Origin of the sequence: Streptomyces sp. NPDC007264, from assembly GCF_042869095.1 — a bacterium.
Taxonomy (GTDB): domain Bacteria; phylum Actinomycetota; class Actinomycetes; order Streptomycetales; family Streptomycetaceae; genus Streptomyces.
On the sequence record NZ_JBIAFD010000001.1, the window covers coordinates 200,733 to 227,446 of the forward strand.

At 71.6% G+C, this 26,714-nt stretch carries 24 protein-coding genes; 13 read left to right on the forward strand and 11 right to left on the reverse strand.

Features of this window, described 5'->3' with window-relative positions:
• Window positions 1-8 precede the first annotated feature (8 nt).
• Window positions 9-296: a hypothetical protein gene (locus tag ACFYMU_RS00955; RefSeq protein ID WP_388366337.1), complete on the reverse strand. Its 288-nt coding sequence runs from the start codon at window positions 294-296 to the stop codon at window positions 9-11.
• A gap of 1,078 nt (window positions 297-1,374) precedes the next feature.
• Here ACFYMU_RS00955 and ACFYMU_RS00960 point away from each other — a divergent pair.
• Both ACFYMU_RS00960 and ACFYMU_RS00965 read left to right on the forward strand, forming a co-directional pair.
• A complete protein-coding gene (locus ACFYMU_RS00960; RefSeq protein WP_388366339.1) occupies window positions 1,375-1,941 on the forward strand; it encodes a PadR family transcriptional regulator in 567 nt (188 codons plus the stop codon).
• A gap of 76 nt (window positions 1,942-2,017) precedes the next feature.
• Entirely contained in the window at window positions 2,018-2,563 is a 546-nt protein-coding gene (locus tag ACFYMU_RS00965; RefSeq protein ID WP_388366341.1) for a bacterial proteasome activator family protein, read from the forward strand.
• Between the two features lie 71 nt (window positions 2,564-2,634).
• Here the strand turns inward: ACFYMU_RS00965 and ACFYMU_RS00970 are convergent, their stop codons facing one another.
• Window positions 2,635-4,263 carry a protein kinase gene (locus tag ACFYMU_RS00970; RefSeq protein ID WP_388366343.1) on the reverse strand — a complete coding sequence of 543 codons (1,629 nt, stop codon included), beginning with the start codon at window positions 4,261-4,263 and terminating at the stop codon, window positions 2,635-2,637.
• 379 nt (window positions 4,264-4,642) lie between these two features.
• Here ACFYMU_RS00970 and ACFYMU_RS00975 point away from each other — a divergent pair, with 379 nt between their 5' ends.
• A complete protein-coding gene (locus tag ACFYMU_RS00975; protein WP_388366345.1) occupies window positions 4,643-6,187 on the forward strand; it encodes a protein kinase in 1,545 nt (514 codons plus the stop codon).
• A 9-nt stretch (window positions 6,188-6,196) separates the two neighbouring features.
• Here ACFYMU_RS00975 and ACFYMU_RS00980 read toward each other — a convergent pair whose 3' ends face one another.
• Window positions 6,197-7,207, reverse strand: coding sequence for a phosphotransferase (locus ACFYMU_RS00980; protein WP_388366347.1), 1,011 nt, complete (start codon window positions 7,205-7,207; stop codon window positions 6,197-6,199).
• A 577-nt stretch (window positions 7,208-7,784) separates the two neighbouring features.
• Between ACFYMU_RS00980 and pdhA the strand changes: the two genes are divergently transcribed.
• Genes pdhA through ACFYMU_RS00995 form a run of 3 tightly spaced genes read left to right on the forward strand, consistent with a single transcriptional unit; the run spans window position 7,785 to window position 11,368 of the window.
• Window positions 7,785-8,996 (forward strand): pyruvate dehydrogenase (acetyl-transferring) E1 component subunit alpha, encoded by a 1,212-nt coding sequence (gene pdhA, locus ACFYMU_RS00985; protein WP_388366349.1) that lies wholly within the window; start codon window positions 7,785-7,787, stop codon window positions 8,994-8,996.
• Between the two features lies 1 nt (window position 8,997).
• Complete coding sequence (locus ACFYMU_RS00990) at window positions 8,998-9,975, forward strand: alpha-ketoacid dehydrogenase subunit beta (protein WP_388366350.1); 978 nt, start codon at window positions 8,998-9,000, stop codon at window positions 9,973-9,975.
• A 10-nt stretch (window positions 9,976-9,985) separates the two neighbouring features.
• Entirely contained in the window at window positions 9,986-11,368 is a 1,383-nt protein-coding gene (locus ACFYMU_RS00995; protein ID WP_388366352.1) for a dihydrolipoamide acetyltransferase family protein, read from the forward strand.
• An 84-nt stretch (window positions 11,369-11,452) separates the two neighbouring features.
• On the opposite strand, the gene ACFYMU_RS01000 is transcribed toward ACFYMU_RS00995, so the two are convergent.
• On the reverse strand, window positions 11,453-12,346 hold the full coding sequence (locus ACFYMU_RS01000) for a D-alanyl-D-alanine carboxypeptidase family protein (RefSeq protein ID WP_388366354.1): 894 nt from the start codon (window positions 12,344-12,346) through the stop codon (window positions 11,453-11,455).
• Window positions 12,347-12,552: 206 nt separating this feature from the next.
• Here ACFYMU_RS01000 and ACFYMU_RS01005 point away from each other — a divergent pair, with 206 nt between their 5' ends.
• A complete protein-coding gene (locus tag ACFYMU_RS01005) occupies window positions 12,553-13,248 on the forward strand; it encodes a GntR family transcriptional regulator (protein ID WP_388366356.1) in 696 nt (231 codons plus the stop codon).
• Window positions 13,245-14,561, forward strand: coding sequence for a nitrate/nitrite transporter (locus ACFYMU_RS01010; RefSeq protein WP_388366358.1), 1,317 nt, complete (start codon window positions 13,245-13,247; stop codon window positions 14,559-14,561). Before ACFYMU_RS01005 ends, ACFYMU_RS01010 begins: the two co-directional genes overlap by 4 nt.
• 317 nt (window positions 14,562-14,878) lie before the next feature.
• Here the strand turns inward: ACFYMU_RS01010 and ACFYMU_RS01015 are convergent, their stop codons facing one another.
• Complete coding sequence (locus ACFYMU_RS01015; protein ID WP_388366360.1) at window positions 14,879-15,673, reverse strand: carbon-nitrogen family hydrolase; 795 nt, start codon at window positions 15,671-15,673, stop codon at window positions 14,879-14,881.
• A 173-nt stretch (window positions 15,674-15,846) separates the two neighbouring features.
• On the opposite strand from ACFYMU_RS01015, the gene ACFYMU_RS01020 reads away from it, so the two are divergent.
• The gene (locus ACFYMU_RS01020) at window positions 15,847-16,671 is read left to right on the forward strand and encodes a maleylpyruvate isomerase family mycothiol-dependent enzyme (RefSeq protein WP_388366362.1); all 825 of its coding nucleotides are present in this window, start codon (window positions 15,847-15,849) and stop codon (window positions 16,669-16,671) included.
• A 191-nt stretch (window positions 16,672-16,862) separates the two neighbouring features.
• Here the strand turns inward: ACFYMU_RS01020 and ACFYMU_RS01025 are convergent, their stop codons facing one another.
• Together ACFYMU_RS01025 and ACFYMU_RS01030 are read right to left on the reverse strand one after the other, a co-directional pair.
• Window positions 16,863-17,357: an LURP-one-related/scramblase family protein gene (locus ACFYMU_RS01025; RefSeq protein ID WP_388366363.1), complete on the reverse strand. Its 495-nt coding sequence runs from the start codon at window positions 17,355-17,357 to the stop codon at window positions 16,863-16,865.
• Entirely contained in the window at window positions 17,354-18,352 is a 999-nt protein-coding gene (locus tag ACFYMU_RS01030; RefSeq protein WP_388366365.1) for a GlxA family transcriptional regulator, read from the reverse strand. The genes ACFYMU_RS01025 and ACFYMU_RS01030 overlap by 4 nt, the downstream gene beginning before the upstream one ends.
• 52 nt (window positions 18,353-18,404) lie before the next feature.
• Here ACFYMU_RS01030 and ACFYMU_RS01035 point away from each other — a divergent pair, with 52 nt between their 5' ends.
• Window positions 18,405-18,860, forward strand: coding sequence for a cupin domain-containing protein (locus ACFYMU_RS01035; protein WP_388366367.1), 456 nt, complete (start codon window positions 18,405-18,407; stop codon window positions 18,858-18,860).
• A gap of 125 nt (window positions 18,861-18,985) precedes the next feature.
• Here the strand turns inward: ACFYMU_RS01035 and ACFYMU_RS01040 are convergent, their stop codons facing one another.
• Window positions 18,986-19,204 carry a hypothetical protein gene (locus ACFYMU_RS01040; RefSeq protein WP_388366369.1) on the reverse strand — a complete coding sequence of 73 codons (219 nt, stop codon included), beginning with the start codon at window positions 19,202-19,204 and terminating at the stop codon, window positions 18,986-18,988.
• Window positions 19,205-19,355: 151 nt separating this feature from the next.
• Here ACFYMU_RS01040 and ACFYMU_RS01045 point away from each other — a divergent pair, with 151 nt between their 5' ends.
• Window positions 19,356-21,206, forward strand: coding sequence for an NHL domain-containing thioredoxin family protein (locus ACFYMU_RS01045; protein ID WP_388366370.1), 1,851 nt, complete (start codon window positions 19,356-19,358; stop codon window positions 21,204-21,206).
• Between the two features lie 39 nt (window positions 21,207-21,245).
• On the opposite strand, the gene ACFYMU_RS01050 is transcribed toward ACFYMU_RS01045, so the two are convergent.
• The 3 genes from ACFYMU_RS01050 to ACFYMU_RS01060 all read right to left on the reverse strand — a co-directional run bounded on the left by ACFYMU_RS01050 (window position 21,246) and on the right by ACFYMU_RS01060 (window position 24,875).
• Window positions 21,246-21,491 (reverse strand): DUF6458 family protein, encoded by a 246-nt coding sequence (locus tag ACFYMU_RS01050; RefSeq protein WP_388366372.1) that lies wholly within the window; start codon window positions 21,489-21,491, stop codon window positions 21,246-21,248.
• A gap of 96 nt (window positions 21,492-21,587) precedes the next feature.
• Window positions 21,588-22,937 carry a M18 family aminopeptidase gene (locus ACFYMU_RS01055; RefSeq protein WP_388366374.1) on the reverse strand — a complete coding sequence of 450 codons (1,350 nt, stop codon included), beginning with the start codon at window positions 22,935-22,937 and terminating at the stop codon, window positions 21,588-21,590.
• Between the two features lie 96 nt (window positions 22,938-23,033).
• The gene (locus ACFYMU_RS01060) at window positions 23,034-24,875 is read right to left on the reverse strand and encodes an acyl-CoA dehydrogenase (RefSeq protein WP_388366941.1); all 1,842 of its coding nucleotides are present in this window, start codon (window positions 24,873-24,875) and stop codon (window positions 23,034-23,036) included.
• Between the two features lie 140 nt (window positions 24,876-25,015).
• Between ACFYMU_RS01060 and ACFYMU_RS01065 the strand changes: the two genes are divergently transcribed.
• Together ACFYMU_RS01065 and ACFYMU_RS01070 are read left to right on the forward strand one after the other, a co-directional pair.
• Complete coding sequence (locus ACFYMU_RS01065) at window positions 25,016-25,501, forward strand: SseB family protein (protein WP_388366375.1); 486 nt, start codon at window positions 25,016-25,018, stop codon at window positions 25,499-25,501.
• Between the two features lie 195 nt (window positions 25,502-25,696).
• Window positions 25,697-26,677 carry a pirin family protein gene (locus ACFYMU_RS01070; protein ID WP_388366376.1) on the forward strand — a complete coding sequence of 327 codons (981 nt, stop codon included), beginning with the start codon at window positions 25,697-25,699 and terminating at the stop codon, window positions 26,675-26,677.
• The last annotated feature ends 37 nt before the right edge of the window (window positions 26,678-26,714 follow it).

The following is a 26,714-nucleotide window of genomic DNA, read 5'->3' on the forward strand; positions in this document are numbered from 1 at the left end:
GCCTTCGGCTACTCCCTGCGCAGTCGCAGGGCGAGGAGGGCGATCGCGAGACCGAGGCCGACGAGTATCAGGCCGCTGCCGAGGGGCAGTATCTCCACCACGGGTTCCGAGGCGACGGCCTGCCGGGCCGGTCCCGCGGAGCGCTGCCGGGGGGCCGGGGAGGTCGCCGCGAGGCCGTCCGGCCCGACGGAGGCGTCGCTGTCCGGGTCGGGGGTCCCGGTGCCGTGGTCCGCGGGTCGCGGCGTCCGGTCCGGGACCGCCGGATCCTCGTCCGGATGGGTCGGCTCGTCCTCCACGCTCTCCGTCTCCGGATCCAGGTCGGGCCTGCCGGGCCGTATCCGTCCCTCTCCGGCCCGGCTTCCGGCGCTCGAGGGGCCGGCCGAGGGCCGCTCGGCGGAGGGGTGGGCGGCGGAGCGTTTCCGGGCGGAGCGATGCTCCGAGGAGCCGGAGCGATGAGCCGAGGAGCCGGACGCGGTGTGCTCCAGGTGGGATATGCGCGGGTGCCGGGCGGGCTCCCGGGGCCCGGGGCCGCCGGACGGTGCCGTGACGGGCGCCGTGTGCCGGGAGCCGTGGGACGGGGCCGGGGGTGCCGGGGGACGCATCACGTCGTGCGCGATCCAGGTGGCGTCCGTCCACGCCGCGGCCGCGTGACGGCCGGGACCGGCGGCAGGGCCGGAGGCGGGACCGGAGGCGGGACCGGCCAGGGGAGCAACCGCGCGCGCGGGCCGTGTGCCGCGGGCCGGCTGAGCGGCGTGACGGACCTGAGGGGGCCGGCCGGAGCGAGCGGTCCGGCCGGACGGAGGGGACTGGCCGGACCGGGCGGCGTAAGGGGGCCGAACGGCGTACGAGGCGGGCCGGAGGTCGTGATCGGGCCCGGTCCCGTAGGCGGTGGACATGCCGAACGTGCCGAGGACGGCCGTCGTCGTGAGGACCGGCGGCAGGACGGCCGCACGGAGCGTGCGGACCGCGATCGGTGTGCGGAGCCATGGAGTCAAGCGCGTGACCCCCTCCGGTGCTCGGGGCGGCAAGATCAACGGCACCAGCGTCACACGGACCCCGGCGCCCGGCATCTCGGCCACCCGTCCCGTCCACCCGTCCCGTCCACCCGTCCCGTCCACCCGTCCCGTCCACCCGTCCCGTCCGCCCCGTCCCGTCCGCCCCGTCCCGTCCCGTCCGCCCCGCCCCGCCCGTCCCGCCCCGCCCGTCCCGTCCTGTCCGTCCCGTCCGCCCCGCCCCGTCCGCCCCGCCCGTCCCGCCCCGCCCGTCCGTCCCGTCCGCTCCGTCCGCCCCTTGCCTCCGCCCGCCCCGCCGACCGCGTCGCCACCTCTGCGGCCCGACTGGCACTCCCCCGGTCCACCCGCTACAGATACCGGCATGTCGATACGCCACGGTCTGCTGGCGCTGCTGGAGCGGAGTTCCCGCCACGGCGCCGGGCTGCGCGCCGAGCTGGAGGCGCGTACCGGAGACGTGTGGAGGCTGGACATCGGGCAGGTCTGCACGGCCCTGGCCCGGCTGGAGCGCGACGGGCTGGTCGTCCAGGAGGGCCGGGATCCGAAGGGGCGGGTGGTGTACGCGATCAGCGACGCCGGGCGCGACGAACTGCGCGACTGGTACGCCCGTCCGGTGGAACGCACGAGCCCGCCGCGCGACGCGCTGGTGATCAAACTGGCCATGGCCTTCGGCGCGCCCTCGGTCGACGTGCGGGCCGTGGTCGACGTGCAGCGCCGGCATCTGAGGGAGGCGCTGCGGGAGTACACCCGGCTGCGGTGCGAGGCCCTCGCCGAGCCCCCCGCCCACCAGGACGAGGTCGCCCGGCTGCTGGTCCTGGAACAGCTGGTGCTGCACACGGAGGCCGAGCTCCTCTGGCTCGACCACTGCGTGGTCAGACTGCAGCGCCTCGCCGGGACCGCGGCGGCGCAGCCCCCTCCGGGGTCTGTCTGAGGCCGGCGGACACCCGTCGAGCACTTCCGGTGGGGCATCCGGGTGATGCGGCATCCGGGTGCGAGACAATGACGCCATGGAGATGCCGAGGAACGACAGGTCGTCGGAGAACCCCCAGAAGATCCTGGTCGTGGGCCAGGACGGGATGGCTCTCGGCGGCACCGCAGACGACGACTCCCGCGAGGTCCCGGTCACGGAACAGGTGGAGCAGCCGGCGAAGGTCATGCGCATCGGCAGCATGATCAAGCAGCTGCTGGAGGAGGTGCGTGCCGCTCCGCTCGACGAGGCGAGCCGTCAGCGTCTGAAGGAGATCCACGCCAGCTCGGTGAAGGAGCTGGAGGACGGCCTCGCTCCCGAACTCGTGGAGGAGCTCGAGCGGATCTCCCTGCCCTTCACCGACGAGACGATTCCGAGCGACGCGGAACTGCGTATCGCCCAGGCCCAGCTGGTGGGCTGGCTGGAGGGCCTCTTCCACGGGATCCAGACCACCCTGTTCGCCCAGCAGATGGCGGCGCGGGCCCAGCTGGAGCAGATGCGCCGCGCCCTCCCGCCGGGTGTCGGGGTGCCCGAGGGCGAGGAGGACCGCCGTGCGGGCGGCCGCACGGGCGGCCCGTACCTGTAAGCCGAGGCCGGTCGTGCGCGGGGCCCGGCACCACAATGGTGCCGGGCCCCGCGCAGTGGATCAGGGACGGTTCACGAGGGGTTGCCGGACGACACCTTGAGCTCGATCTCCGGCATGTTCTTCGGGTCGACGTCCGTGCCGGCCGACGGGAACTGGTCCGTGATCATGTCCTGGCCCCAGGTGTTCTCGTCGACGGGCGTGATCTTCATCTGCCATCCCGCGGCCTGGAAGCAGCTCTTCACCGAGCCGAGGTACTTGTAGGTGAAGTCCGGAACCCGGATCTTCTCCGGGTCGTTGTACGACTTCTCCGGCTCCGTGCACTTCGTCGTCTCGATCGTCTTCGTGGTGTCGGGGCCCTTGTGACCCGCGACCACCGAAGGGGAGGTGCTGGAGCTGCTGCCGCCGCCCCCGGAGTCCTTGCCGTTCAGCGAGAGCGCGATGATCACGCCGCCGATCGCGACCAGCGCGACCACGATCGAACCGATGATCACCGCGCGGTTGTTCTTCCTGCCCGGGCCGCCGTGCGTGGACGCAGCGGACTGCGGGGAGATGGTGTACGGCGGCGGGGTCGCCGCGGACTGCTGGGGCGCGTACGCGGCGGTCGGCTGCGGTGTCGCGTAGCCGCCCTGCTGCGGGTAGCCGTACGCGGGCGACTGGGGCGGCGCGGGCGTCGGGCTGCCGTACGGACCGGGCTGGTAGGGCGTCTGCACGGGCCCGGGCGGCACCGGCGCCGACTGGTCGACCGGCGGGAAGACCGCGGAGCTCACCCCGGCGCCGCTCGACGTCTGCACGCCCGGCACGATGCTCGGTGCGGCGGCCGTGAAGGACGCCGCCACGCGCAGGCACTCGTCGCGCATCGCCTCGGCGTTCGGGAAGCGCTCGTTCGGGTTCTTCTTCAGCGCGCGGGCGACGAGCGCGTCCACCGCGGGCGGCAGCGCACGGTTGACGGAGGAGGGGGCGACCGGCTCCTCCTGCACGTGTGCGTATGCGATCGCCAGCGGCGAGTCCGCCTCGAACGGCAGCCGCCCGGTGACGAGTTGGAAGAGCATGATGCCGACCGAGTACAGGTCGGAGCGGGCGTCCACCCCCCGGCCGAGGGCCTGTTCCGGCGACAGGTACTGGGGTGTGCCGACCACCATGCCCGTCTGCGTCATCGAGGTGACGCCGGACTGCATGGCGCGGGCGATGCCGAAGTCCATCACCTTGATGACGTTCCGCTTCGTCACCATCACGTTGCCCGGCTTGATGTCCCGGTGGACCAGGCCCATTTCGTGGCTGATCTCCAGGGCCGCCAGCACGTCCGCGGTGACCTTCAGCGCCTTGTCGGCGGGCATCGCTCCGTACTGCCGGATGTCCGCGTCGAGGACGGAGCCGAGCGGCTTGCCCTCGATGTACTCCATGACGATGTACGGGGTCGTCATCCCGTCGATCTCGTCCTCGCCGGTGTCGAAGACCGAGACGATGTTGGTGTGGGTGAGCTTCGCCACCGACTGCGCCTCGCGGCGGAACCGCTCCCGGAACGCCTGCTCACGCCCGAGTTCGGTGTGGAGTGTCTTGATCGCGACCTGACGGTCGAGCACCGTGTCGTACGCGAGATGCACCGAGGCCATGCCGCCCTCGCCGAGCAAGTCGCGCAACTGGTAGCGGCCGCCGGCGACCGATCGCCCCGCGTACCAGCCCTGTGCGCCGTCCTGGCTCATCTTCTGCGTCCCCCATCGGCACGGCGGCAGCGGCTGACCGTGCTCCCGCGGTCCGTGATCCAAGTCCCGTGGCTTCGGCGATCGACAGCGAGGTTCCGTGATCGACTGGCCTATTCCCGGCCAAGTCTGCCCCAGCACAGTGACACGTCAAGCTCGGTGCCCGTTCCGTGACCGTACGCGAAAGAAGAGTCGCGGAAGCGTTACAGGGCACGTACCGCCGGTGCACAGGATTTGCACGTGGGACCCCGCACCGGGTTTGATGGCCCGTCCATCTCGACCCCATCTCGGAACGGGGCCTCGCGCGAAGCCTGTAGCGTGGACCGTCGGAGACCGTACCAACCACCGCGCGGACCGCGGGCAGAAACGACGGCGAGGACCGATGGCACAGACGCAGCGCGCCCAGGGCCCGTCCGACCCCGAGGCGACTGGCGGCGGGATGTCGGACGCGCCGGAGACATGGGGCAACGGCGGACTGGTCGGGGACGGCCGGTACCGGCTCACCCACAGACTCGGCCGGGGCGGCATGGCAGAGGTGTTCGCGGCCGAGGACGTGCGTCTGGGCCGGACGGTCGCGGTCAAGCTGCTGCGGTCCGACCTCGCCGAGGACCCGGTCTCCAAGGCCCGGTTCACGCGCGAGGCCCAGTCGGTGGCCGGACTCAACCACCATGCGATCGTCGCGGTGTACGACTCGGGCGAGGACCACGTGGGCGGCCAGTCGGTGCCGTACATCGTGATGGAGCTGGTCGAAGGCCGTACGATCCGCGATCTGCTGCTCAACGCCGAGGCGCCCGGACCCGAGCAGGCCCTCATCATCGTCTCGGGCGTCCTGGAGGCGCTGGCCTACTCGCACCAGCACGGCATCGTGCACCGCGACATCAAGCCCGCGAACGTCATCATCACCGACAACGGCGCCGTGAAGGTGATGGACTTCGGCATCGCGCGCGCCCTGCACGGGGCGTCCACCACGATGACGCAGACCGGCATGGTCATGGGCACGCCGCAGTACCTCTCCCCGGAGCAGGCGCTCGGCAAGGCCGTCGACCACCGTTCCGACCTGTATGCGACGGGCTGCCTGCTGTACGAACTGCTGGCGCTGCGGCCCCCGTTCGTCGGCGAGACACCGCTGTCCGTGGTCTACCAGCACGTCCAGGACATCCCGGCGCCGCCGTCCCGGACCTCGGACGGATGTCCGCCGGAGCTGGACGGCCTCGTGATGCGCTCGCTCGCGAAGGAGCCGGACGACCGGTTCCAGACCGCCGAGGAGATGCGCGGGCTGGTCCAGTACGCGCTGCAGATGCTGTACGACCAGGGTGGCCACACCGGCACCTGGAACACCGGTCCCGTGGAGATGCACGAGGGCCGGCACACACCGGCGGCGGGCCTCGCCGGCACCACGGTGCTGCCGCACCCCGGGGACTCCTCGGGCACCACCCAGATCCCGCAGCCGATCCTGCCCACGGGTTACGGCTCCGGGGACGACGGCGGCTTCGAGGGGCACGGCAACCGGGGCAGCGGCCGCGGCAAGCTGTGGATCCTCGCGGTCCTCGCGGTCGTCGCCATCGCCGCGGGCGTCGCACTGGCACTCCAGAACACCGGTGGGAAGGGCGGCGGCGCCGGCACCACCCAGTCGCCCACCCCCACGGAGTCCCAGGAGAACAAGCGGTCCAGCGAGACGCCGACGGACCAGGCCACCGAGTCGTCCCCGAGCGACAGCACGGACACCGGCGGTGGGTCGGAGTACACGCCCTCGTACACGCCGTCCCAGAGCTACAGCGAGCCGCCGACCCAGGAGTCCACGACGCCGGACCAGCCGACCGACCAGCCCACCCAGACGCCCACCGACCAGCCGACGGGCTCGCCCACGGGCGGCGGCACCGACCCGACGTCGGCGCCCGCCACCACGGCCGGCTCGCAGCTTCCCTGACCCCGGGGCTCAACAGGTGAAGGCCTCGCACACCGCGTCGTACTCGCGCGTCCACCACACGGCCAGGGCCGAGGCCGCGGGGAACTGGGAGTCCGTGCGGGTGTCGCCGCGCTCGTAGCGCCAGCGCAGCATCCAGAAGTCGTTGAGCCGCTCCCACCACACCCGGTGGACGGCGGCGGCGAGTTCGCCGGATGTGGCGCCCGCGGCCCGGCGGTACGCGCGCGCGTAGGACCGTACCTTCGCGAGATCGAGCGCGCCGGCGGGGCGTACGAAGAAGATCGCCGCCGCCCGCACCGCCTCCTCCGCGCGGGGCTGCACGCCGAGGCGGTCCCAGTCGACGATCGCGGCGGGCGCGTCTCCCCGATAGAGCAGGTTGAAAGGGTGGAAGTCGCCGTGCACCCACCCCACGGGGCCCCCGCGCGGCGGCCGCCGGTGCGCGTGCCGCCGCAGCAGCGCCCGCCGCTCCAGCAGACGGTGGCGGGCCAGTTCGTCGAAGGCGTCGGCGGGCCGGTGCCGGCGGACCCGGCGCAGCAGGGCGTCGATGAGCGCGAAGGTGTCGGTGGGGTCGGCGCTCTCGGAGCGCGCGCCGGGCGCGGACCGGGTGCGGGAGTACGGCATGACCCGCTCCAGGCCGGCGTGCACCACCCCCAGGAGCGCCCCCAGCCGTCCGCACTGCTCCGTCGTGAGCTGGCCGCCGTGCCGGTGCCGTCCCTCGACCCATGGGTACAGGGCGTACGCGTGGCCGCCGACGACCGCGACGGTGCGGCCGTCCCGGCGGGCCAGCGGCGGCGCCACCGGAACGCCGAGGTCGGCCAGTCGCCGGGTGGCGCGGTGCTGGCGCGCGATCGCCGCGGGGGCGGCGGTCTCCGGGTCGAAGTGGTGCTTGAGGAAGTAGCGGCCGCGCGTCGTGCGGAGCCGGTAGCCGCGGTTGAGCAGCTCCTGCTCGACGGGGTCGCAGGCCAGCGGGGACCCGGCGGTGTACTGGCGGAGGAGGGCGCTCACGGGGGGCGCGTGATACACGGGGGGTGGTACAGAAGAGCGCGGCACGCGGCAGAGGTTAGGGCACGAGCCGGGCCTGTGAGCTGCGGTTTGTGACACACAGTCGCAATCGGTCACATCCTGTTCCCGAACGTGATCGCAGGGCGCGCGGACCGGTCACGGAGCGTGCACTCCGGTCACGCCGCGTGCAGAGCGATCGACCGTGCGTGGCGGTCGGGGGCGCGGTCCGTCGGGGCGGCGGGCCGCCGGCGGTGCGACACCGGATGATGTCTTCCCGTGCTCCAGGTGAGCGGGATAACGTGCCGTTGTTCCGGCCCCCTGCAAGGCTGTGACCAGCACCTGTTCCCGACTTACTCGATTTACTTGGAAATCCAAGCAAAATCCCAGGTCAGGAGGGGTTTCACAGAAATGTGGAGCACTGGGTAACGTGCCTGTTGCAGGGCGCTCGCCGGGGCACCTGTCACGTCTGTCTCGAACGAGCCGCACCCACCCTGTGCGTCCGTGAGCTGCAGGCGAGCCGCTCCCCAAGGCCCGGAACGGGCTGAGGGGACCCCAGGCACCCGGCGAACCCGGGGGCCGGACCGACGGAGGAGCACACGTGACCGTGGAGAGCACTGCCGCGCGCAAGCCGCGACGCAGCGCTGGAAAGGCCGGCACCACCGGCACCAAGCGCACCACTCGCACGACGCCCGGGAAGGGATCGCAGCCGGACCTCGTCCAGTTGCTGACACCCGAGGGCCTGCGGACCGAGAACACCGCGTACGACTCGTACATCGAGGACATCACCCCCGAGCAGCTCCGCGGTCTGTACCGGGACATGGTGCTGACCCGCCGCTTCGACGCCGAGGCCACCGCCCTGCAGCGCCAGGGCGAGCTGGGCCTGTGGGCCTCCCTGCTCGGTCAGGAGGCAGCCCAGATCGGCTCGGGCCGGGCCCTGAACGACGAGGACTACGTCTTCCCGACCTACCGCGAGCACGGCGTCGCCTGGTGCCGCGGGGTCGACCCCACCAATCTGCTCGGCATGTTCCGCGGCGTGAACAACGGCGGCTGGGACCCGAACAGCAACAACTTCCACCTCTACACGATCGTCATCGGCTCGCAGACGCTGCACGCCACCGGTTACGCCATGGGCGTCGCCAAGGACGGTGCCGACTCCGCCGTGATCGCGTACTTCGGCGACGGCGCCTCCAGCCAGGGCGACGTCGCCGAGTCGTTCACCTTTGCCGCGGTCTACAACGCCCCGGTCGTCTTCTTCTGCCAGAACAACCAGTGGGCGATCTCCGAGCCCACCGAGAAGCAGACCCGCGTGCCGCTCTACCAGCGCGCGCAGGGCTTCGGCTTCCCCGGAGTGCGCGTGGACGGCAACGACGTCCTGGCCTGCCTGGCCGTCACCAAGTGGGCGCTGGAGCGGGCGCGCAACGGCGAGGGCCCGACCCTGGTCGAGGCGTTCACGTACCGCATGGGCGCCCACACCACCTCCGACGACCCGACCCGCTACCGCCACGACGACGAGCGGGCCGCCTGGGAGGCGAAGGACCCGATCGCCCGCCTGCGCGCGTACCTCGCGGCGTCGCACCACGCGGACGAGGCATTCTTCGCGGAACTCGAGGCGGAGAGCGAGGCGTTGGGAAGGCGAGTGCGCGAAGCGGTCCGCGCCATGCCGGACCCGGACCACTTCGCGATCTTCGAGAACGTGTACGCGGACGGGCATGCGCTCGTCGACGAGGAGCGGGCCCAGTTCGCCGCCTACCAGGCGTCGTTCGCGACCGAGTCCGACAGCGGCTTCGCCGTGGGAGAAGGGGGACGCTGACATGGCCGAGAAGATGGCGCTCGCCAAGGCGATCAACGAGTCGCTGCGCAAGGCCCTGGAGTCGGACCCCAAGGTCCTGGTGATGGGCGAGGACGTGGGCAAGCTCGGTGGCGTCTTCCGCGTCACCGACGGCCTGCAGAAGGACTTCGGCGAGGAGCGGGTCATCGACACCCCGCTCGCCGAGTCGGGCATCGTCGGCACGGCGATCGGCCTCGCCCTGCGCGGGTACCGCCCGGTCGTCGAGATCCAGTTCGACGGCTTCGTGTTCCCGGCGTACGACCAGATCGTCACGCAGCTGGCGAAGATGCACGCACGCTCCCTGGGCACGGTCAAGCTCCCCGTCGTCGTCCGCATCCCGTACGGCGGCGGCATCGGGGCCGTCGAGCACCACAGCGAGTCGCCCGAGGCGCTGTTCGCGCACGTGGCCGGCCTGAAGGTGGTCTCCCCGTCGAACGCGTCGGACGCCTACTGGATGATGCAGCAGGCGATCCAGAGCGACGACCCGGTGATCTTCTTCGAGCCGAAGCGGCGGTACTGGGACAAGGCCGAGGTCAACCCGGAGGCCATCCCCGGACCCCTGCACAAGGCGCGCGTGGTGCGCGAGGGCACGGACCTGACGCTCGCCGCCTACGGTCCGATGGTGAAGGTGTGCCAGGAGGCCGCGGCCGCCGCCCAGGAGGAGGGCAGGTCCCTGGAGGTGCTGGACCTGCGCTCGGTCTCCCCGCTCGACTTCGACACCCTTCAGGCGTCGGTGGAGAAGACCCGCCGCCTGGTCGTGGTGCACGAGGCGCCGGTGTTCTTCGGCTCGGGCGCGGAGATCGCCGCCCGTATCGCGGAGCGGTGCTTCTACCACCTGGAGGCGCCCGTGCTGCGGGTGGGCGGCTATCACGCCCCGTACCCGCCGGCGCGGCTGGAGGAGGAGTACCTGCCGGGGCTGGACCGGGTGCTCGACGCCGTCGACCGCGCCCTGGCGTACTGAGGAGAGGGTCGTGACGACGATGACTGAGGCGTCCGTGCGTGAGTTCAAGATGCCCGACGTGGGCGAGGGACTGACCGAGGCCGAGATCCTCAAGTGGTACGTGCAGCCCGGTGACTCCGTCACCGACGGGCAGGTCGTCTGCGAGGTGGAGACCGCGAAGGCGGCCGTCGAACTGCCCATCCCCTACGACGGAGTGGTCCGCGAACTGCGCTTCCCCGAGGGCACCACGGTGGACGTGGGCACCCCGATCATCGCGGTGGACGTCACCGGGGGCGCCCCCGCCGGGGAGGCGGCCGCGCCCGCCGGGACGGCTGCGGCCCCGGAGCCCGCGGCCGAGGAGAAGCCCGCGCGGGAGGGCCGCAAACCCGTCCTCGTCGGCTACGGCGTCGCGGAGACCTCGACGAGGCGCCGCCCCCGCAAGACGGCGACGGCGCCCGTGGAGGAGCCCCCGCACGTGCCCGCGCCGGCCGAGGGCGACCTGAACGGCCATGGCGGGCAGACGCGCCCGCTGGCGAAGCCGCCGGTGCGCAAGCTCGCCAAGGACCTGGGCGTCGACCTGGCGACGGTGACGCCGTCGGGTCCGGACGGGATCATCACGCGGGAGGACGTGCACGCGGCGGTGACGGTCCCCTCGGCCCCCGAGGCGCCCGCCGCCGTCGCCGCGCCGGCGCCCGTGGTGACGTACGACAGCGGACGCGAGACCCGTGTCCCCGTCAAGGGCGTCCGCAAGGCCACGGCGCAGGCCGTGGCCGGGTCGGCGTTCACCGCACCGCACGTCACGGAGTTCGTGACGGTCGACGTGACGCGCACGATGAGGCTGGTCGAGGAGCTCAAGCAGGACAAGGACCTGCAGGGTCTGCGCGTCAACCCGCTGCTCCTCATCGCCAAGGCGCTGCTGGTGGCCGTCAAGCGGAACCCGGACGTCAACGCGTCCTGGGACGAGGCCAACCAGGAGATCGTCCGCAAGCACTACGTGAACCTGGGCATCGCGGCGGCGACCCCGCGCGGTCTGATCGTGCCGAACATCAAGGACGCGCACGAGAAGACGCTGCCGCAGCTGGCCGAGGCGCTGGGCGAGTTGGTGGCCACCGCCCGTGAGGGCAGGACGTCACCGGCGGCCATGCAGGGCGGCACGATCACCATCACCAACGTGGGTGTGTTCGGCGTCGACACCGGCACGCCCATCCTCAACCCGGGCGAGTCGGCGATCCTCGCGGTCGGCGCCATCAAGCTCCAGCCGTGGGTGCACAAGGGCAAGGTCAAGCCGCGCCAGGTCACGACCCTGGCGCTCAGCTTCGACCACCGCCTGGTGGACGGCGAGCTGGGCTCGAAGGTCCTGGCGGACGTCGCCGCCGTCCTGGAGCGCCCGAAGCGCCTGATCACCTGGGCGTAGCACTCAGGGGCGCAGGTACGGCGAAGGGGCCGGCCGCCGGACTCGGGGTCCAGCGGCCGGCCCCTTCGTGCTGCCGTGCCGGGATCAGACGGCGAAGCCGTAGTTCAGCAGCTTCTTCGCGTCCGCCGTGCGGTTGGCCACCGACGTGGACGCCAGGACCGTGCCGATGATCGTCTTGCCGTTGCGGGTCGCCGCGAAGACCAGGCAGTACTTCGCCTCCGGGCCGGAACCCGTCTTCACGCCGATGGCGCCGCTGTAGTTGCCGAGCAGCGGGTTGGTGTTGGTCCAGTTGTAGTAGCGGTAGCCGCCGCTCTTGGTGGTCACCTTCTGCTTCGTGGACTGCGTCTTCACGACCGCGCGGAAGGTGGAGTTCTTCATGGCGCTGCTCGCGATCTTCGTCAGATCGCGGGGCGTCGAGTAGTTGTTGCCGTTGCCGATGCCGTCGAACGAGTCGAAGTGCGTGTGCGTCAGGCCGAGGCTCCGGGTGGCGCTGTTCATCTTGCCGATGAACGACTTCACGCGGGCGGCGCGCGTGGAGCCGGAACCGAACTTGTCCGCGAGCGCGTAGGCCGCGTCGCAGCCGGAGGGCAGCATCAGCCCGTACAGCAGCTGGCGGACGGTGACCTTGTCGCCGACGATCAGGTGGGCCTGGGAGGCGTTGTTCGCGACGACGTAGTCGCTGTACGCCTTCTGGATCGTGACCTTCGCGTCCAGGTTCAGGTTCGACTGCGACAGCACCACCTTGGCGGTCATGATCTTGGTGGTGGAGCCGGTGGACAGCTTGGTGTCCGCTGCCTTGGTGAACAGGCTCTTGCCGGTGCCGTTGTTCATCACGAACCCGCCCTTGGCGGTGATCGAGGGCTTCGTGACGGCCTGCGCGGGTCCCGCGGTGAGGGCGACGGAGGTGAGCACGGCTGCGGTGGTGACCGCTGCTGCGGCTGCTCTGCGAACGCGCACGCCCTTAATACCGGTAGTCAAGTTGAACGCTCCGATTGCGTCTCTGATGCACTGAATGCATCCAAATGCCCCTGGAGAGCGGTCGGATGAATGGACCGCCTTCTGATGAAGACACCCGGGAAGCGCAAATGGATGCACGGTCGCGGCAACGAATGTGACGAGGGGGGTGCCGGTCCGGATGATGGACGCTTCTCGGTATGCGTACGTGTTGTATCTATGATGTGCGCATGCCCTCAGCGCCGTCCGCCGCCCCTGCCCCCGCCGCCGCTCCCGAGCGGCCGCCCGCCAAGCAGCCCCCCGCGGCCGACCGCGTGTACGCGCACGTCAAACAGGGCGTCCTGGAGCGCCGTTACGAGGGCGGCACGCTGCTCACCGAGGGGGAGCTGGCCGAGGCGGTCGGCGTCTCACGGACGCCGGTGCGCGAGGCGCTGCTCCGACTCGAGGTCGAGGGGCTGATCAGGCTCTACCCGAAGAAGGGCGCCCTCGTCCTGCCCGTCTCCGTCCAGGAGATCGCGGACGTCGTCGAGACGCGCCAGCTCGTCGAGGAGCACACGGCGCGCAAGGCCGTACCCGCGCCACCCGGGCTGATCGCCCGCCTCGAGGAACTGCTCGCGCGGCAGAAGCAGCAGGCCGCGGCCGGGGATCTGGCCGGGGCGGCGGTCACCGACCGCACGTTCCACGCCGAGATCGTGCGCAGCGGCGGCAACGAGATCCTCTCCCGTCTGTACGACCAGCTCCGCGACCGCCAGTTGCGGATGGGGGTGGCCGTCATGCACTCGCACCCCGACCGGATCGCCAAGACGCTCAACGAGCACGAGGAGATCCTCGGGGCGCTGCGCTCCGGCGACGCCGAGGCGGCCGTCGACATCGTCCACCGGCACGTCAGCTGGTTCTCCCACCTGGCGCGGGGTGAGGTGCGATGACCTCCCGGTCCGCCGGTTCCCGTGCCGTGTCCCTGCCGGGCGATCCACCGGGCGGCCGGCGCGCCGTCGCCGTGTGGGCCACAGGCGTCTCGGTCTACTTCGTCGCCGTCATCTTCCGCACGTCGCTGGGCGTGGCGGGACTCGACGCGGTGGAGCGCTTCCACGTCCACGCCTCCGCCCTGTCCACCTTCTCGATCCTCCAACTCCTCGTCTACGCGGGCATGCAGATACCGGTCGGCCTGCTGGTGGACCGGCTCGGCACCAAGAGGGTGCTGGCCATGGGCGCCGTCCTCTTCACGGCCGGACAGCTGGGGTTCGCGTTGTCCCCGTCGTACGGCACGGCGCTCGCCTCGCGGGCCCTGCTCGGCTGCGGTGACGCGATGACCTTCATCAGCGTGCTACGGCTGGGCACCCGCTGGTTCCCGGCGCGGCGCGGCCCCCTGGTCGCTCAGCTCGCCGGCCTGGTCGGCATGGCGGGCAACCTGGTCTCCACGCTCGTACTGACCCGGCTGCTGCACGGGATGGGCTGGACGGCGGCGTTCGGCGGCAGCACGCTCGCCGGGGCCGTCGTGCTCGTCCTGCTTCTGCTCTTCCTGAAGGACCACCCCGAGGGGTACGAGCCGGAGCCGTACCTGCACCACGGATCGGCCTATGTACGGCGCCAGATCGTGGCGTCCTGGAAGGAGCCCGGCACGCGCCTGGGCATGTGGGTGCACTTCACCACCCAGTTCCCGGCGATGGTGTTCCTGCTCCTGTGGGGCCTGCCGTTCCTCGTGCAGGCGCAGGGCCTGTCGCAGGCGACGGCCGGTGAACTCCTCACCCTCGTCGTACTGTCGAACATGGTCGTCGGCCTGGTGTACGGGCAGATCGTCGCCCGGCACCACGCGGCGCGGCTGCCGCTGGTGCTCGGCACGATCGGCGTGACGGCGGTGCTGTGGGCGCTCACGCTCGCCTATCCGGACCGGCACGCGCCGATGTCGCTGCTGATCACGCTGTGCGTGGTGCTCGGCGCCTGCGGCCCCGCCTCCATGATCGGCTTCGACTTCGCGCGCCCCGCGAATCCGCCGGAGCGTCAGGGCACGGCCTCCGGCATCACCAACATGGGCGGTTTCGTCGCCTCCATGACGACGCTGCTGGCGATCGGTGTGCTGCTGGACGCCACGGGCGGCGACTACACCGTGGCCTTCTCCGCGGTGTTCGTCCTCCAGGCGCTGGGGCTCAGCCAGATCCTGCGGCTGCGGGAACAGGCCGCGCGCAGGGAACGGGAGCGGCTGGTGGCGAGCCGGGTGGAGACGGTGCACGTACCGGTCTAGGGGCGGGCCGGGGAGCCTGTACGGGACCCGGCGCGCGGGCCCGGCGCGGCGGGCCCCTGTGGGCGACGGGTGCCGTGGGTCCGGTCGGGGCGCGGGCCGGGCGGGTGCTGCGGAGCCGGGCGGGTGCCGCGGGGCTGGGCGGGTGCCGCGGGGCTGGGCGGGTGCCGCGGGGCTGGGCGCGTCGGCCGGTCGGGCGGGGTGCCGCGGGCTCGGCGCGGCGGGCCCCCTGTGGGGGCTACGGGTGCCGTGGGGTCGGACGGGGCGCCGGTCGGTGGGGCGCCGGTCACGCGGGTGTCCCGGGCCGGGCGGGCGGCCCGTCAGCGCCGCGGGCGCTCCAGCCCCAGCACCCGGTCCTTCAGCGCCGGGAACTGCTCCCGCGTGGTGGCGACCCTCGCCGGGTCGAACTCCACCGTGAGGACCTCCTCGTCGGCGCCCGCCTCCGCGAGGATCTCGCCCCACGGATCCACCACGATCGAGTGACCCGCCTGCGGAACCCCCGCGTGCGTCCCGGCCGTTCCACAGGCAAGGACGTACGCCTGGTTCTCGACCGCCCGGGCCCGGGCCAGCAGCGTCCAGTGGGACCGGCGGCGCTCCGGCCAGCCCGCCGGGACCACGAGCGTCTCGGCCCCCGCGTCCACGAGCGAGCGGAAGAGCTCGGGGAAGCGGAGGTCGTAGCAGGTGGCCAGGCCGACGGTCGTCTCCGGCAGACGCACGGTCACCGGCTCGGTGCCCGCGCCCATCAGGACGGCCTCGCCCTTGTCGAAGCCGAAGCGGTGGATCTTGCGGTAGGCGGCGGCCAGCCCGCCGGAGGGGGAGAAGACGAGAGACGTGTTGTAGAGGGGACCGTCAGGGTCCCGTTCGGGGATCGATCCGGCGTGCAGCCACACGCCCGCGTCGCCCGCGGCCTTCGCCATCGCCTCGTGCGTCGGCCCCTCGAGCGGCTCGGCCTCGCTCCCGAAGTCCTCGTAGGCGAACGCGCCGGTCGTCCACAGCTCGGGCAGCACCACCAGATCGACTCCGGCTTGATCCCGCACGAGCGAAGCCGCTCGCCGCCTTCGGGAATCAACCGATTCGTCCGGGTCCACCCGCATCTGGATCAGGGAGGCGCGCACACTACCACCGTCCTGGAATTCGAGCCGTCGTCCACGGGCCTACGATCGTCACACGAAAGCACTGCCGGGGTGCCTCGCAGCAGCGTAACTTAACCTCCCAAGACACCCGCCGACAGCCGCCTCCCGCCACTATCACCACCGCCCGTGCACCGACCGCCGAGGGGTCCCGTTCCGTGAGTCTGCATCCCACCCTCCAGCCCTACGCCGACGCCTGGACCCACTCGATCGAAGCGATATCCGAGCTGGTCCAGCCGCTCGTGGAAGGCGAGTGGAACCGGCGCACACCCTGCCCCGGCTGGTCCGTACGCGACGTGGTCTCGCACGTCATCGGCCTGGACTGCGAGATGCTCGGCGACCCGCGCCCGATCCACACCCTCCCGCGGGACCTGTTCCACGTCACCAACGAGCACCAGCGCTACATGGAGATGCAGGTCGACGTCCGCCGCCACCACACCGCGCCGGAGATGACGTCCGAACTGGAGTACACGATCATCCGCCGCAACCGCCAGCTGCGGAACGAGTCGCGGGACCCGGGCGCCAAGGTGCGCGGCCCGCTCGGCACCGAGCAGACCCTCGAAGAGGCCATGCGGATCCGCGCGTTCGACGTGTGGGTGCACGAGCAGGACCTGCGCACGACGCTGGGCCGGCCGGGCAACCTGGACTCGCCGGGCGCGCTCATCGCCCGGGACCAGCTGCTCGCCGCGCTGCCGAAGGTCGTCGCCAAGGACGCGGGTGCGCCCCCCGGTTCGGCGGTCGTCTTCGACGTCCACGGCCCGGTCGAGTTCATGCGCACGGTCCGCGTCGACGCGGAGGGCCGCGGCTCCATCGACGGCGCGCCCTCGCTGGGCCCGTCGGTCTCGCTGACGCTCGACTGGGAGACGTACGTCCGCCTCGCCTGCGGCCGGGTCACCGCGGACGCCGTGGCGGACCGCATCAAGGCGGAGGGGGAGCCGGAGCTGACGGCGGCGATCCTGGCGTCGTTCGCGGTGACGCCGTAGCGGTGACGCCGTAGCGGCGGCGAGGGACGTCCGCCCGTGGGGACGTACCGGTCGCGGGCCGCTCGGGCGGCCGCCCGCAGGGCGCCGGGACGGCGAGCACCCTCGGACGCCGGGGCCCCGGCGCCCGCCTCGGGCCCGGGCGTCCCGCACCACGGCCGCATCAGGGTCGCACCACCGCCGCACCACGGCGGTCAGTCCTCACGGTGCTCCTTCTCCGCCAGATGGATCACGCACACCGCCACCGCGATCAGCAGCGACGGCTCCACGTCGTCGCGCACGATGTCGACGCCGTAGGTCTCGCGGACGTGGAGCCAGCGCCGGGAGATCTGCGCGAGCAGTTCCCCGTCGTACTCGACGGCGAACTCACGGTCCAGGATCTTGCCGCTGACGTCGAGTTCCGTGCCGTCCACCAGCGAGACGCGGTAGTGATTGCGCAGCAGGGACAGGCGCTTGCGCCTGATGGTGGCCAGCGGGTCGCCGCCGCGCTCGATGACCATCGTGTCGCGCAGGGCGAACATCTTCTGATGGATGTCGATCAGGACACGCCCCTGGGTGTCCTTCAGTTCGAACGTGTCCCGCAGTCGCATGGCCTTGCCGTCGACCAGGAAGACCTTGTTGCCGTGCTGGTCCTCGATCCAGTAGTCGTCACCGAAGCCGAGGAGCCGGTCGCGTACGAGGAATCTCATACGACCAGGGCTTCCCCGGTGCCCGGCCCGAAACGCCGCCGATAGGCCGACGGGCTGAGTCCCGTCTCGCGGCGCAGCCGCATCCGCAGATTGGCGGCCGTGCCCAGGCCGCTGCGCGCGGCGACCACGTCGATCCGCTCCTCGCCGCGTTCGATCAGCCGGCAGGCGAGGGCGACCCGCTCCCCGGTCAGCCAGGCCAGCGGGGTCGTGCCGAGCTGGGCCTGGAAGCGCCGGTGCAGCGTGGCGGGGCTCACCGCGGCGCGCGCCGCGAGGTCGCCGACGGTGAGGGGTTCGCCCAGGCGCTCCTGGGCCCAGGCCAGCAGGGGCGCGAGCGACTCGTCCGGCACATCGGGCACGGGCCGCTCCACGAACTGCCGCTGTCCGCCGTCACGGTGCGCGGCGAAGACCAGTCGCCGGGAGACGGCGTTGGCGATCTCGGCGCCGTGGTCGCGGCGTACGACATGCAGCCCGAGGTCGAGCGCCGAGGCGCTGCCGGAGGCGGTGAGGATGTCGCCGTCGTCCACGAACAGCACGTCCGGTTCCAGCCGGACCCGGGGGAAGCGCGCCCGGAACGACTCGGCCCACATCCAATGGCAGGCCGCCCGCCGCCCGTCGAGCAGGCCCGCCTCCGCGATGGTGAACGCGCCGGAGCAGAAGCCGATCAACCGCGCGCCCCGCGCGTGAGCCCGGCGTACGGCGTCCAGGACCTCCCGGGAGCGCGGGCTGTCGGTGTCGGGCCGGTTCGGCACGATCAGCGTGTCCGCGTCGTCGGCCGCGTCGAGCCCCGCGACCTCGGTGAGAGTGAAGAAGCCGTCGCGCATCCGGGTCCTGGGCGCGGCCGCACACAGCCGGAAGTCGTACAGCTCCCGGCCGAGTTCGGGGCGCCTCAGCCCGAAGACCTCGATGGCGCAGCTCATCTCGAAGGGGTTGGAGTTCTCGTCGACGACGAGGACCACGCGGTGCACGGGGCGCGCCTGAGAGGATCCTTGCGGCATACGCGATTTCTAGCACTCGTCCGGGAGTGCGGGCACCCCGCACGATGCCTGCATGGAACACCATGAACCCGCCGAACCCACCCGGTCCACGACCCCTGACGGCCCGACCCCCGACGGCCCGAAGGACGCCGTCTCCCTCGCAGCGGCCCTCGCCTCCTTCACCGACCTGTGGAGCCCCCGCATCGTCACCGCCGTCAACGACTACGACGTACGCGTCGCCAAGGTCGAGGGCGAGCACCTGTGGCACACGCACGACCACACCGACGAGTTCTTCCTCGTCCTCGACGGCGAACTGCGGATCGGGCTGCGCGAGGCGTCCGGCGAGCGCACCGTCACGCTGCCCAGGGGCTCGGTCTTCACGGTCCCGCGCGGCACGGAGCACAAGCCGTCCGCGCCGGCCGGAGCGTCGATCCTGATGTTCGAGCCCACCGGCACCATGACGGTGGGCGACCGCCACGAGGAGGTCCCCGACCACGTGGACGCCACCACGGGACACGCCCTCTCCTGAGCGCGCCCCCGGCGCCGGGAGCGCCGGCAGGTCCCCCGCACCACCGAGACCCCCGCACCACCGGGACCCCCGCGGCCGTCCGGGACCCCCGCAACGCCGCGGGGGCCCGGACGGAGACGAGGCGCCTAGCGGTAGCCCTCCTGCACGTCCTCGTCGTGGTCCCACGTCGAGCGCCGGTCGTCGCGCTCACGGCGCACGCCGGACCTCCGCGTGTCCTCCGCCGGGCCGGAGCCGCCCACGGCAGGGTCCCGCTCGTCCCGGTCGCGCGTCTCGCCGCCGGTGATCTCGCCGTGCTCGCGTGCCCGGTCCCGGCTGCGCGGCTGGTCGTCGATGTCTCGTGGCATTGGTACTGCTCCCTTGCAACGGCCCCCCTGTCTGCGTCGAGCATCCCTCCGCGAGGGCCCGTGCGCATCCGGTACGGGCCCGGGTACACAGCGTCACCGAAGTTGTCCACAGGCTCTCCGGCCGTCCGGCCCCGGATGGCACCCTTGAGCCATGAACGACTCCCCGACGCGTCGCGTCCGCATCCGCGCCCCCGAGCTGATCGGCAAGGGGGGCTGGATCAACACCGGCGGCAAGGACCTGAGGCTCGCCGACTTCCGAGGCCGCATATTGATCTTGGATTTTTGGACGTTCTGCTGCGTCAACTGCCTGCATGTCCTGGACGAGTTGCGCGAGCTGGAGGAGAAGCACCGCGACACCGTGGTGATCATCGGCGTGCATTCTCCGAAGTTCGTCCACGAGGCGGATCACCACGCGGTGGTGGACGCGGTGGAGCGGTACGGCGTGGAGCACCCGGTGCTCGACGACCCGGAGCTCGCGACCTGGAAGCAGTATGCCGTCCGGGCCTGGCCGACCCTCGTCGTCATCGACCCTGAGGGGTACGTGGTGGCCCAGCACGCGGGCGAGGGCCACGCGCATGCGATAGCGCGGCTCGTCGAGGAGCTGGAGGAGGAGCACGCGGCGAAGGGCACGCTGCGCCGTGGCGACGGCCCGTACGTGGCGCCGGAGCCCGAGCCCACGACCCTCCGCTTCCCCGGCAAGGCGCTTCTGCTTCCGACGGGGACCTTCCTGGTCAGCGACACCACGCGGCATCAGCTGGTGGAGCTGGCGGTGGACGGCGAGACGGTCGTGCGCCGCATCGGTTCGGGCGTACGGGGCCTCGTGGACGGCCCGGCGGAGGCGGCGGGCTTCAACGAGCCGCAGGGCCTGGCGCTGCTGGAGGAGGGCGCGGTGGCCGTCGCGGACACGGTGAACCACGCGCTGCGCCGCGTGGACCTGGCGACCGGTGAGGTCACCACGCTCGCGGGCACCGGCAGGCAGTGGTGGCAGGGCTCGCCCACGTCCGGTCCCGCCCGGGAGGTGGACCTCTCCTCGCCGTGGGACGTGGCGGTCTTCGGCGGCCGGGTGTGGATCGCCATGGCGGGTGTGCACCAGCTGTGGACGTACGACCCGCGGACGGCCGCGGTCGCGGTGGCGGCAGGCACCACGAACGAGGGACTGGTGGACGGCCCGGGCGGTGAGGCGTGGTTCGCGCAGCCGTCGGGACTCGCGGTGTCGGCCGACGGGGAGCGTCTGTGGCTGGCGGACTCCGAGACGAGCGCCCTGCGCTGGGTGGACCGGGACGGCGCGGTCCGCACGGCGGTCGGCACGGGCCTGTTCGACTTCGGTCACCGCGACGGCGCGGCCGGACAGGCCCTGCTCCAGCATCCGCTGGGCGTGACCGCGCTGCCGGACGGCTCGGTGGCGGTCAGCGACACCTACAACCACGCGCTGCGGCGGTACGACCCGGCGACGGACGAGGTGACCACCCTGGCGACGGACCTGCGGGAGCCGTCGGACGCCGTGCTGGACGGCGCGGACATCGTGGTCGTGGAGTCGGCCCGGCACCGGCTGACCCGGCTGCGGCTGCCGGAGGAGGCGGTGCGGGTCGCCTCGGTCGCCCACCGCACCCGGCGCGCCGCGACCGAAGTGGCGCCCGGCCGGCTTCGGTTGGACGTGGTCTTCCAGGCGCCGGCCGGCCAGAAGCTGGACTCGCGCTACGGTCCGTCGACCCGTCTGCTGGTGTCCTCGACCCCGCCCGAGTTGCTGCTCCGGGGCGAGGGCGCGGGCACCGACCTGACACGCGAGCTGGAGCTGGACCCGTCCGTACCGGAGGGCGTTCTGCACGTCTCGGCGATGGCGGCGTCCTGCGACGACACCTCGTCCGACGGCGGCTTCGCCGTGGGGGCGAACGAGTACCCGGCATGCCATGTCCACCAGCAGGACTGGGGCGTTCCGGTCCGGCTCACGGAAGGCGGTGTGACGCGGCTTCCGCTGGTGCTGGCGGGCATGGACACGGAGTAGGGCCACCGGGGCGGCGCCGGAGCGGGGGCGGATCCCGTGTCAGATCCCGTACCCGCCGCCGTAGCCGTCCCGGTGGTGGTGCCGTTCCTCGTCGATCACCGGAGTGGGCGGTACCACCACCCGCCTCCGGCGGTAGATGCTGCTGAAGGTCGCGACTCCGATCAGCCCGACGATCATGAAGATGACGCCCACCAGGTGCAGGTTGACGCCGTTCATGTGCCAGTCGGTCGCGAACGCGAGGATTGCTCCCACGGCGATCAGGATGATGCATCCGCCGAGGCCCATGAGTCCTGCCCTCCCTGTGGGTCCGGTCCTTCCGGGCCCGGTTCCGGGTACCCGGCGCGGCGGAGGGCATGCGGTGCGGCGGGCGGGCGTCGGGGCTCAGCCCGCCAGGAACGCGGCGAGCGCGTTCGCCAGCAGGTACGGGTCCTTGGCGCCGCACAGTTCACGGGCGCTGTGCATCGACAGGATCGCCGCTCCGATGTCGACCGTCTTGATGCCGTGGCGGGCCGCGGTGATGGGGCCGATGGTCGTGCCGCAGGGCATCGCGTTGTTGGAGACGAAGGACTGGAACGGCACGTCCGCCTTCTCGCAGGCCGCCGCGAAGATCGCCCGGCCCGAACCGTCCGTGGCGTAGCGGTTGTTGACGTTGACCTTGAGGATCGGGCCGCCGTCGGCGCGGGGGTGGTGCGTCGGGTCGTGCCGCTCGGCGTAGTTGGGGTGGACGGCGTGCCCGGTGTCGGAGGAGAGGCAGACGGCACCCGCGAAGGCCCGCGCCCGGTCCTCGTAGGAGCCGCCGCGTGCGAACACCGAGCGCTCCAGCACCGATCCGAGCAGTGGACCGTCGGCGCCGGTGTCCGACTGGGAGCCGTTCTCCTCGTGGTCGAAGGCCGCGAGGACCGGAATGTACGACAGGGAGGTGTCGGAGGCGGTCACGGCCACCAGCGCCGCGACGGACGCGTGCACCGACAGCAGGTTGTCCATGCGCGGGCCCGCCACCAGCTCCTTGTCGCGGCCCAGGTAGGCCGGCGGCTCGACGGAGTGCGTCATCAGGTCCCAGCCCGTCACCTCACCCGCGGCCAGTCCCAGCTCCTCCTCCAGGAACGCGATCAGGTCGCCGTCCCGCACGTCGTCGCCGAGCCCCCACACCGGCTGGAGGTGGCGCTGCTTGTCCAGCTTCAGCCCCTCCGAGGAGACCGAGCGGTCGAGGTGGACGGCCAGCTGCGGTACGCGCAGCAGCGGCCGGTCGACGTTCACCAGACGCGTCGAGCCGTCGCGCAGGGACAGCCGCCCGGAGAGGCCGAGATCGCGGTCCAGCCACGAGTTGAGCAGCGGGCCGCCGTAGATCTCCACCGCGATCTGCCGCCAGCCGTGCGCGCCGCTGTCCGGGCGCGGCTTCACCCGAAGGTTCGGGGAGTCGGTGTGGGCCCCCACGATCCGGAAGGGCGTGTGCGGGTCGGCGCCCTCGGGGACGTACCAGGCGATGATCGCGCCCCCGCGCAGCACGTACCGGCCGCCGCTGGTCCCGTCCCATGCGTCCGTCTCGGCGACCTGCCGGAAGCCGGCCTTCTCCAGCCGCTCGGCGGCGTTCGCCGCCGCGTGGTACGGGGACGGGCTCGCCGCGAGGAAGGACAGGAGGTCGTCGGTGTGGCCGCGGTCGAAGGAGAAGGGGGCGCGCGCAGCGCTCCTGGGGGGCGCGGCGGCGTGAGACGGGCGGGCGCTTGTGCTCATGGGTTCACCTTAACGACGGACGAGGGCCCGCTCCCGGCGATGGGAGCGGGCCCTCGTAAGGGGGATGTGGAGGTTGGGCCAACCGGACGGAGGGGCCTAGAAGGCGGCCTCGTCCAGCTCCATGAGGTCCAGGTCCACACCCTCGGACACCTTGCGGGCCAGGGTGACACCCGGCAGGACGTTGGCCGCGAAGAACTTCGCGGCCGCGATCTTGCCCTGGTAGAACGCCACGTCCTTGGAAGGCACGGTCTTGGCGGAGGCCGTCGCCAGCTTCTCGGCGGCGACCGCGGCGCCCTTCAGCAGCAGGTAGCCGACGACCACGTCTCCGGAGGCCAGCAGCAGGCGGGTGGTGTTCAGGCCCACCTTGTAGATGTTCTTGACGTCCTGCTCGGTGGCGGCGAGGTCGGTCAGCATCAGGCCGACGATGGCCTCCAGCTCCACGGCCGCCTTGGCCAGGTGCTCGCGGGCCGCGGCCAGCTCCTCGCCGCCGGTGCCGAGCGCCAGGAACTTCTTGATGTCCTCCGCGAGCGAGTTCAGCGCGGCGCCCTGGTTGCGGACGATCTTCCGGAAGAAGAAGTCCTGGCCCTGGATCGCGGTGGTGCCCTCGTACAGGGTGTCGATCTTGGCGTCGCGGATGTACTGCTCGATCGGGTACTCCTGCAGGAAGCCGGAGCCGCCGAAGGTCTGCAGCGACTGGGCGAGCTGCTCGTAGCCCTTCTCGGAGCCGTAGCCCTTGACGATCGGCAGGAGCAGGTCGTTGAGGGCGTGCTCGGTGGAGGCGTCCTCGCCGGTCGCCTCCTTGACCGCGATGGTGTCCTGGACGGAGGCGGTGTAGAGGACGAGGGCGCGCATGCCCTCGGCGTACGCCTTCTGCGTCATCAGGGAGCGGCGCACGTCGGGGTGGTGCGTGATGGTGACCTTGGGCGCGGTCTTGTCCATGAAGTTGGCCAGATCCGGACCCTGGACGCGCTCCTTCGCGTACTCCAGCGCGTTCAGGTAGCCGGTGGACAGCGTGGAGATCGCCTTCGTGCCGACCATCATGCGGGCGAACTCGATGATGCGGAACATCTGGCGGATGCCGTCGTGCTTGTCGCCGATCAGCCAGCCCTTGGCCGGGTGGCGGTCGCCGAAGGTCATCTCGCAGGTGTTGGACGCCTTCAGGCCCATCTTGTGCTCGACGTTCGTGGCGTACACGCCGTTGCGCTCGCCCAGCTCGCCGGTCTCGAAGTCGAAGAGGTACTTCGGGACGAGGAACAGGGACAGGCCCTTGGTGCCGGGGCCGGCGCCCTCGGGGCGCGCCAGCACGTAGTGGAGGATGTTCTCCTCCATGTCGTGCTCGCCGGAGGTGATGAAGCGCTTCACGCCCTCGATGTGCCAGGAGCCGTCCTCCTGCCGGATCGCCCTGGTGCGCCCGGCACCGACGTCCGAGCCGGCGTCCGGCTCGGTGAGCACCATGGTGGAGCCCCAGGTCTTCTCGACGGCTATCTCGGCGATCTTCCTCTGGACATCGTTGCCCTCGTCGAAGAGGATGCGGGCGAACGCCGGGCCGGACGAGTACATCCAGATGGCCGGGTTCGAGCCGAGGATCAGTTCGGCGTAGGCCCAGATCAGGGACGGCGGCGCGGTGGTCCCGCCGACCTCCTCGGGCAGGCCGAGGCGCCAGTACTCGGAGTCCATGAAGGCCTTGTAGCTCTTCTTGAAGGACTCCGGCATCGGCGCGGTGTTCGTCTCGGGGTCGAAGACCGGAGGGTTGCGGTCGGCGTCCGCGAAGGACTCGGCCAGCTCGTTCTCCGCGAGGCGGGCGAGCTCCTCGAGGATGCTCTTGGCGGTGTCCGTGTCCATCTCCGCGAACGGGCCGGTGCCGTACAGCGTGTCGCGCCCGAGCACCTCGAAGAGGTTGAACTCGATGTCGCGGAGATTCGACTTGTAGTGCCCCATGGCGACGGCTCCGTAGAGGGATCGGCGAGGCACTGACTCCTCGCATGTTGACGTACCAACAAGTAGCTCCGATGATGCTACCCGTCGGTAATAAGAATCAACCCCTGATGGCCCATATGTGGCCCACTACTCTTTAGGGCATGTACGGCTACCAGAACACGGGTGCGCAGCAGTACGCCCAGCCGCAGCAGCAGATGCCCGGGGCGATGCCGGGCGATCAGATGCCCGGCGGTTACGGTCAGCAGCCGCCGCTCTACCCCGAGCCGTCGCCGCCGTCGCTCGCGGACGCGGTCCGCGCCTTCACCACGGGGTCGATGTCGGCCGAGGACTTCCAGCAGATCTTCGCCACGTCCAAGGTGTACTGCCCCCGCGGCGACACCCCCGGCTTCCTCGCGCTGCACAACACCCAGCAGCCCGTGATCCCGATGTTCACCACGCTCAAGGAGCTGCGCCGGTACGCGGGCAAGGAGTCCAAGTACTTCGTGATCACCGGAGCCGAGGTGATCGACCTGCTGCCGACCGGGTACGGGTTCGTCCTGGACATGGAGGGGGAGCACCGGATGGTGTTCGACGCGAAGGCGGTCGAACAGATGGTCGAGTTCGCGATGCGGCGGATGTACGGCTAGTGCGGTCACGCGATGCGGCGAGGGTAAGGCTGTCGCGGTCACGGCACTAGACGCCCCTGTGCGGCCCGGTACGCCACCACGCGCCCCGTGCGGGCGCGGTCGAAGCCCGGAGGGAATGCCCTCCGGGCTTTCTGTGTTCCGAGGTGGCAGAAAGTTCAACCGTCAACTAATGTGGGAGCACAAGGAGGTACCGACATGCCTGCAGTGACCGTCGAGAACCCGCTGACCCTTCCCCGTGTGGCAGCGCCGGCCGACGCCGTGGCCCGTCCCGTGCTCGGTGTCACGACCGCGCCCAGCGGCTTCGAGGGCGAGGGCTTCCCGGTCCGCCGCGCGTTCGCCGGGATCCACTACCGCCACCTCGACCCGTTCATCATGATGGACCAGATGGGCGAGGTGGAGTACGCGCCGGGCGAGCCGAAGGGCACCCCCTGGCACCCCCACCGTGGCTTCGAGACCGTCACCTACATCATCGACGGGATCTTCGACCACCAGGACAGCCACGGCGGCGGCGGCACCATCACCAACGGCGACACCCAGTGGATGACCGCGGGCTCGGGACTGCTGCACATCGAGGCCCCGCCGGAGTCGCTCGTGATGTCCGGCGGCCTCTTCCACGGCATCCAGCTCTGGGTCAACCTCCCCGCCGAGGACAAGATGATGGCCCCGCGCTACCAGGACATCCGCGGTGGCCAGGTCCAGCTGCTGACCACGCCCGACGGCGGCGCGCTGCTGCGCGTCATCGCCGGTGAGCTGGACGGTCACAAGGGCCCCGGCATCACGCACACGCCGATCACCCTGGTCCACGCCACGGTGGCGCCGGGCGCGGAGGTCACGCTGCCCTGGCGCGAGGACTTCAACGGCCTGGCGTACGTCCTGGCCGGCCGCGGCAGCGTGGGCACCGGGCGGCGCCCGGTCCACGTCGGCCAGACCGCCGTGTTCGGCGCCGGATCGTCGCTGACCGTCCGGGCGGACGACAAGCAGGACTCCCACACGCCGGACCTGGAGGTCCTGCTGCTGGGCGGACAGCCGATCCGTGAACCGATGGCGCACTACGGCCCGTTCGTGATGAACACCCAAGAGGAGCTCCAGCAGGCGTTCGAGGACTTCCAGAAGGGCCGGATGGGGACCGTCCCCGCGGTCCACGGGATGACCGAGGGCGGCCCCCAGGACGCCTGACCGGGGCCGCCGGGGATCGCCGGGGCCGCCGGGGCCG

Coding starts and splice junctions, on each gene's coding strand:
- ACFYMU_RS00970 (WP_388366343.1), bottom strand. CDS start 4,263: ATGAGCCAGGACGGCGCACAGGGCTGGTACGCGGGGCGATCGGTCGCC.
- ACFYMU_RS01065 (WP_388366375.1), top strand. CDS start 25,016: ATGTACGGCTACCAGAACACGGGTGCGCAGCAGTACGCCCAGCCGCAG.
- ACFYMU_RS00965 (WP_388366341.1), top strand. CDS start 2,018: ATGGAGATGCCGAGGAACGACAGGTCGTCGGAGAACCCCCAGAAGATC.
- ACFYMU_RS01050 (WP_388366372.1), bottom strand. CDS start 21,491: ATGGGCCTCGGCGGATGCATCATCCTGATCGCCGTGGGAGCAATCCTC.
- ACFYMU_RS01060 (WP_388366941.1), bottom strand. CDS start 24,875: ATGGGGCACTACAAGTCGAATCTCCGCGACATCGAGTTCAACCTCTTC.
- ACFYMU_RS01040 (WP_388366369.1), bottom strand. CDS start 19,204: ATGCCACGAGACATCGACGACCAGCCGCGCAGCCGGGACCGGGCACGC.
- ACFYMU_RS01010 (WP_388366358.1), top strand. CDS start 13,245: ATGACCTCCCGGTCCGCCGGTTCCCGTGCCGTGTCCCTGCCGGGCGAT.
- ACFYMU_RS01005 (WP_388366356.1), top strand. CDS start 12,553: ATGCCCTCAGCGCCGTCCGCCGCCCCTGCCCCCGCCGCCGCTCCCGAG.
- ACFYMU_RS01045 (WP_388366370.1), top strand. CDS start 19,356: ATGAACGACTCCCCGACGCGTCGCGTCCGCATCCGCGCCCCCGAGCTG.
- ACFYMU_RS00975 (WP_388366345.1), top strand. CDS start 4,643: ATGGCACAGACGCAGCGCGCCCAGGGCCCGTCCGACCCCGAGGCGACT.
- ACFYMU_RS01035 (WP_388366367.1), top strand. CDS start 18,405: ATGGAACACCATGAACCCGCCGAACCCACCCGGTCCACGACCCCTGAC.
- ACFYMU_RS01030 (WP_388366365.1), bottom strand. CDS start 18,352: ATGCCGCAAGGATCCTCTCAGGCGCGCCCCGTGCACCGCGTGGTCCTC.
- ACFYMU_RS00990 (WP_388366350.1), top strand. CDS start 8,998: ATGGCCGAGAAGATGGCGCTCGCCAAGGCGATCAACGAGTCGCTGCGC.
- ACFYMU_RS01025 (WP_388366363.1), bottom strand. CDS start 17,357: ATGAGATTCCTCGTACGCGACCGGCTCCTCGGCTTCGGTGACGACTAC.
- ACFYMU_RS01070 (WP_388366376.1), top strand. CDS start 25,697: ATGCCTGCAGTGACCGTCGAGAACCCGCTGACCCTTCCCCGTGTGGCA.
- ACFYMU_RS00960 (WP_388366339.1), top strand. CDS start 1,375: ATGTCGATACGCCACGGTCTGCTGGCGCTGCTGGAGCGGAGTTCCCGC.
- ACFYMU_RS01055 (WP_388366374.1), bottom strand. CDS start 22,937: ATGAGCACAAGCGCCCGCCCGTCTCACGCCGCCGCGCCCCCCAGGAGC.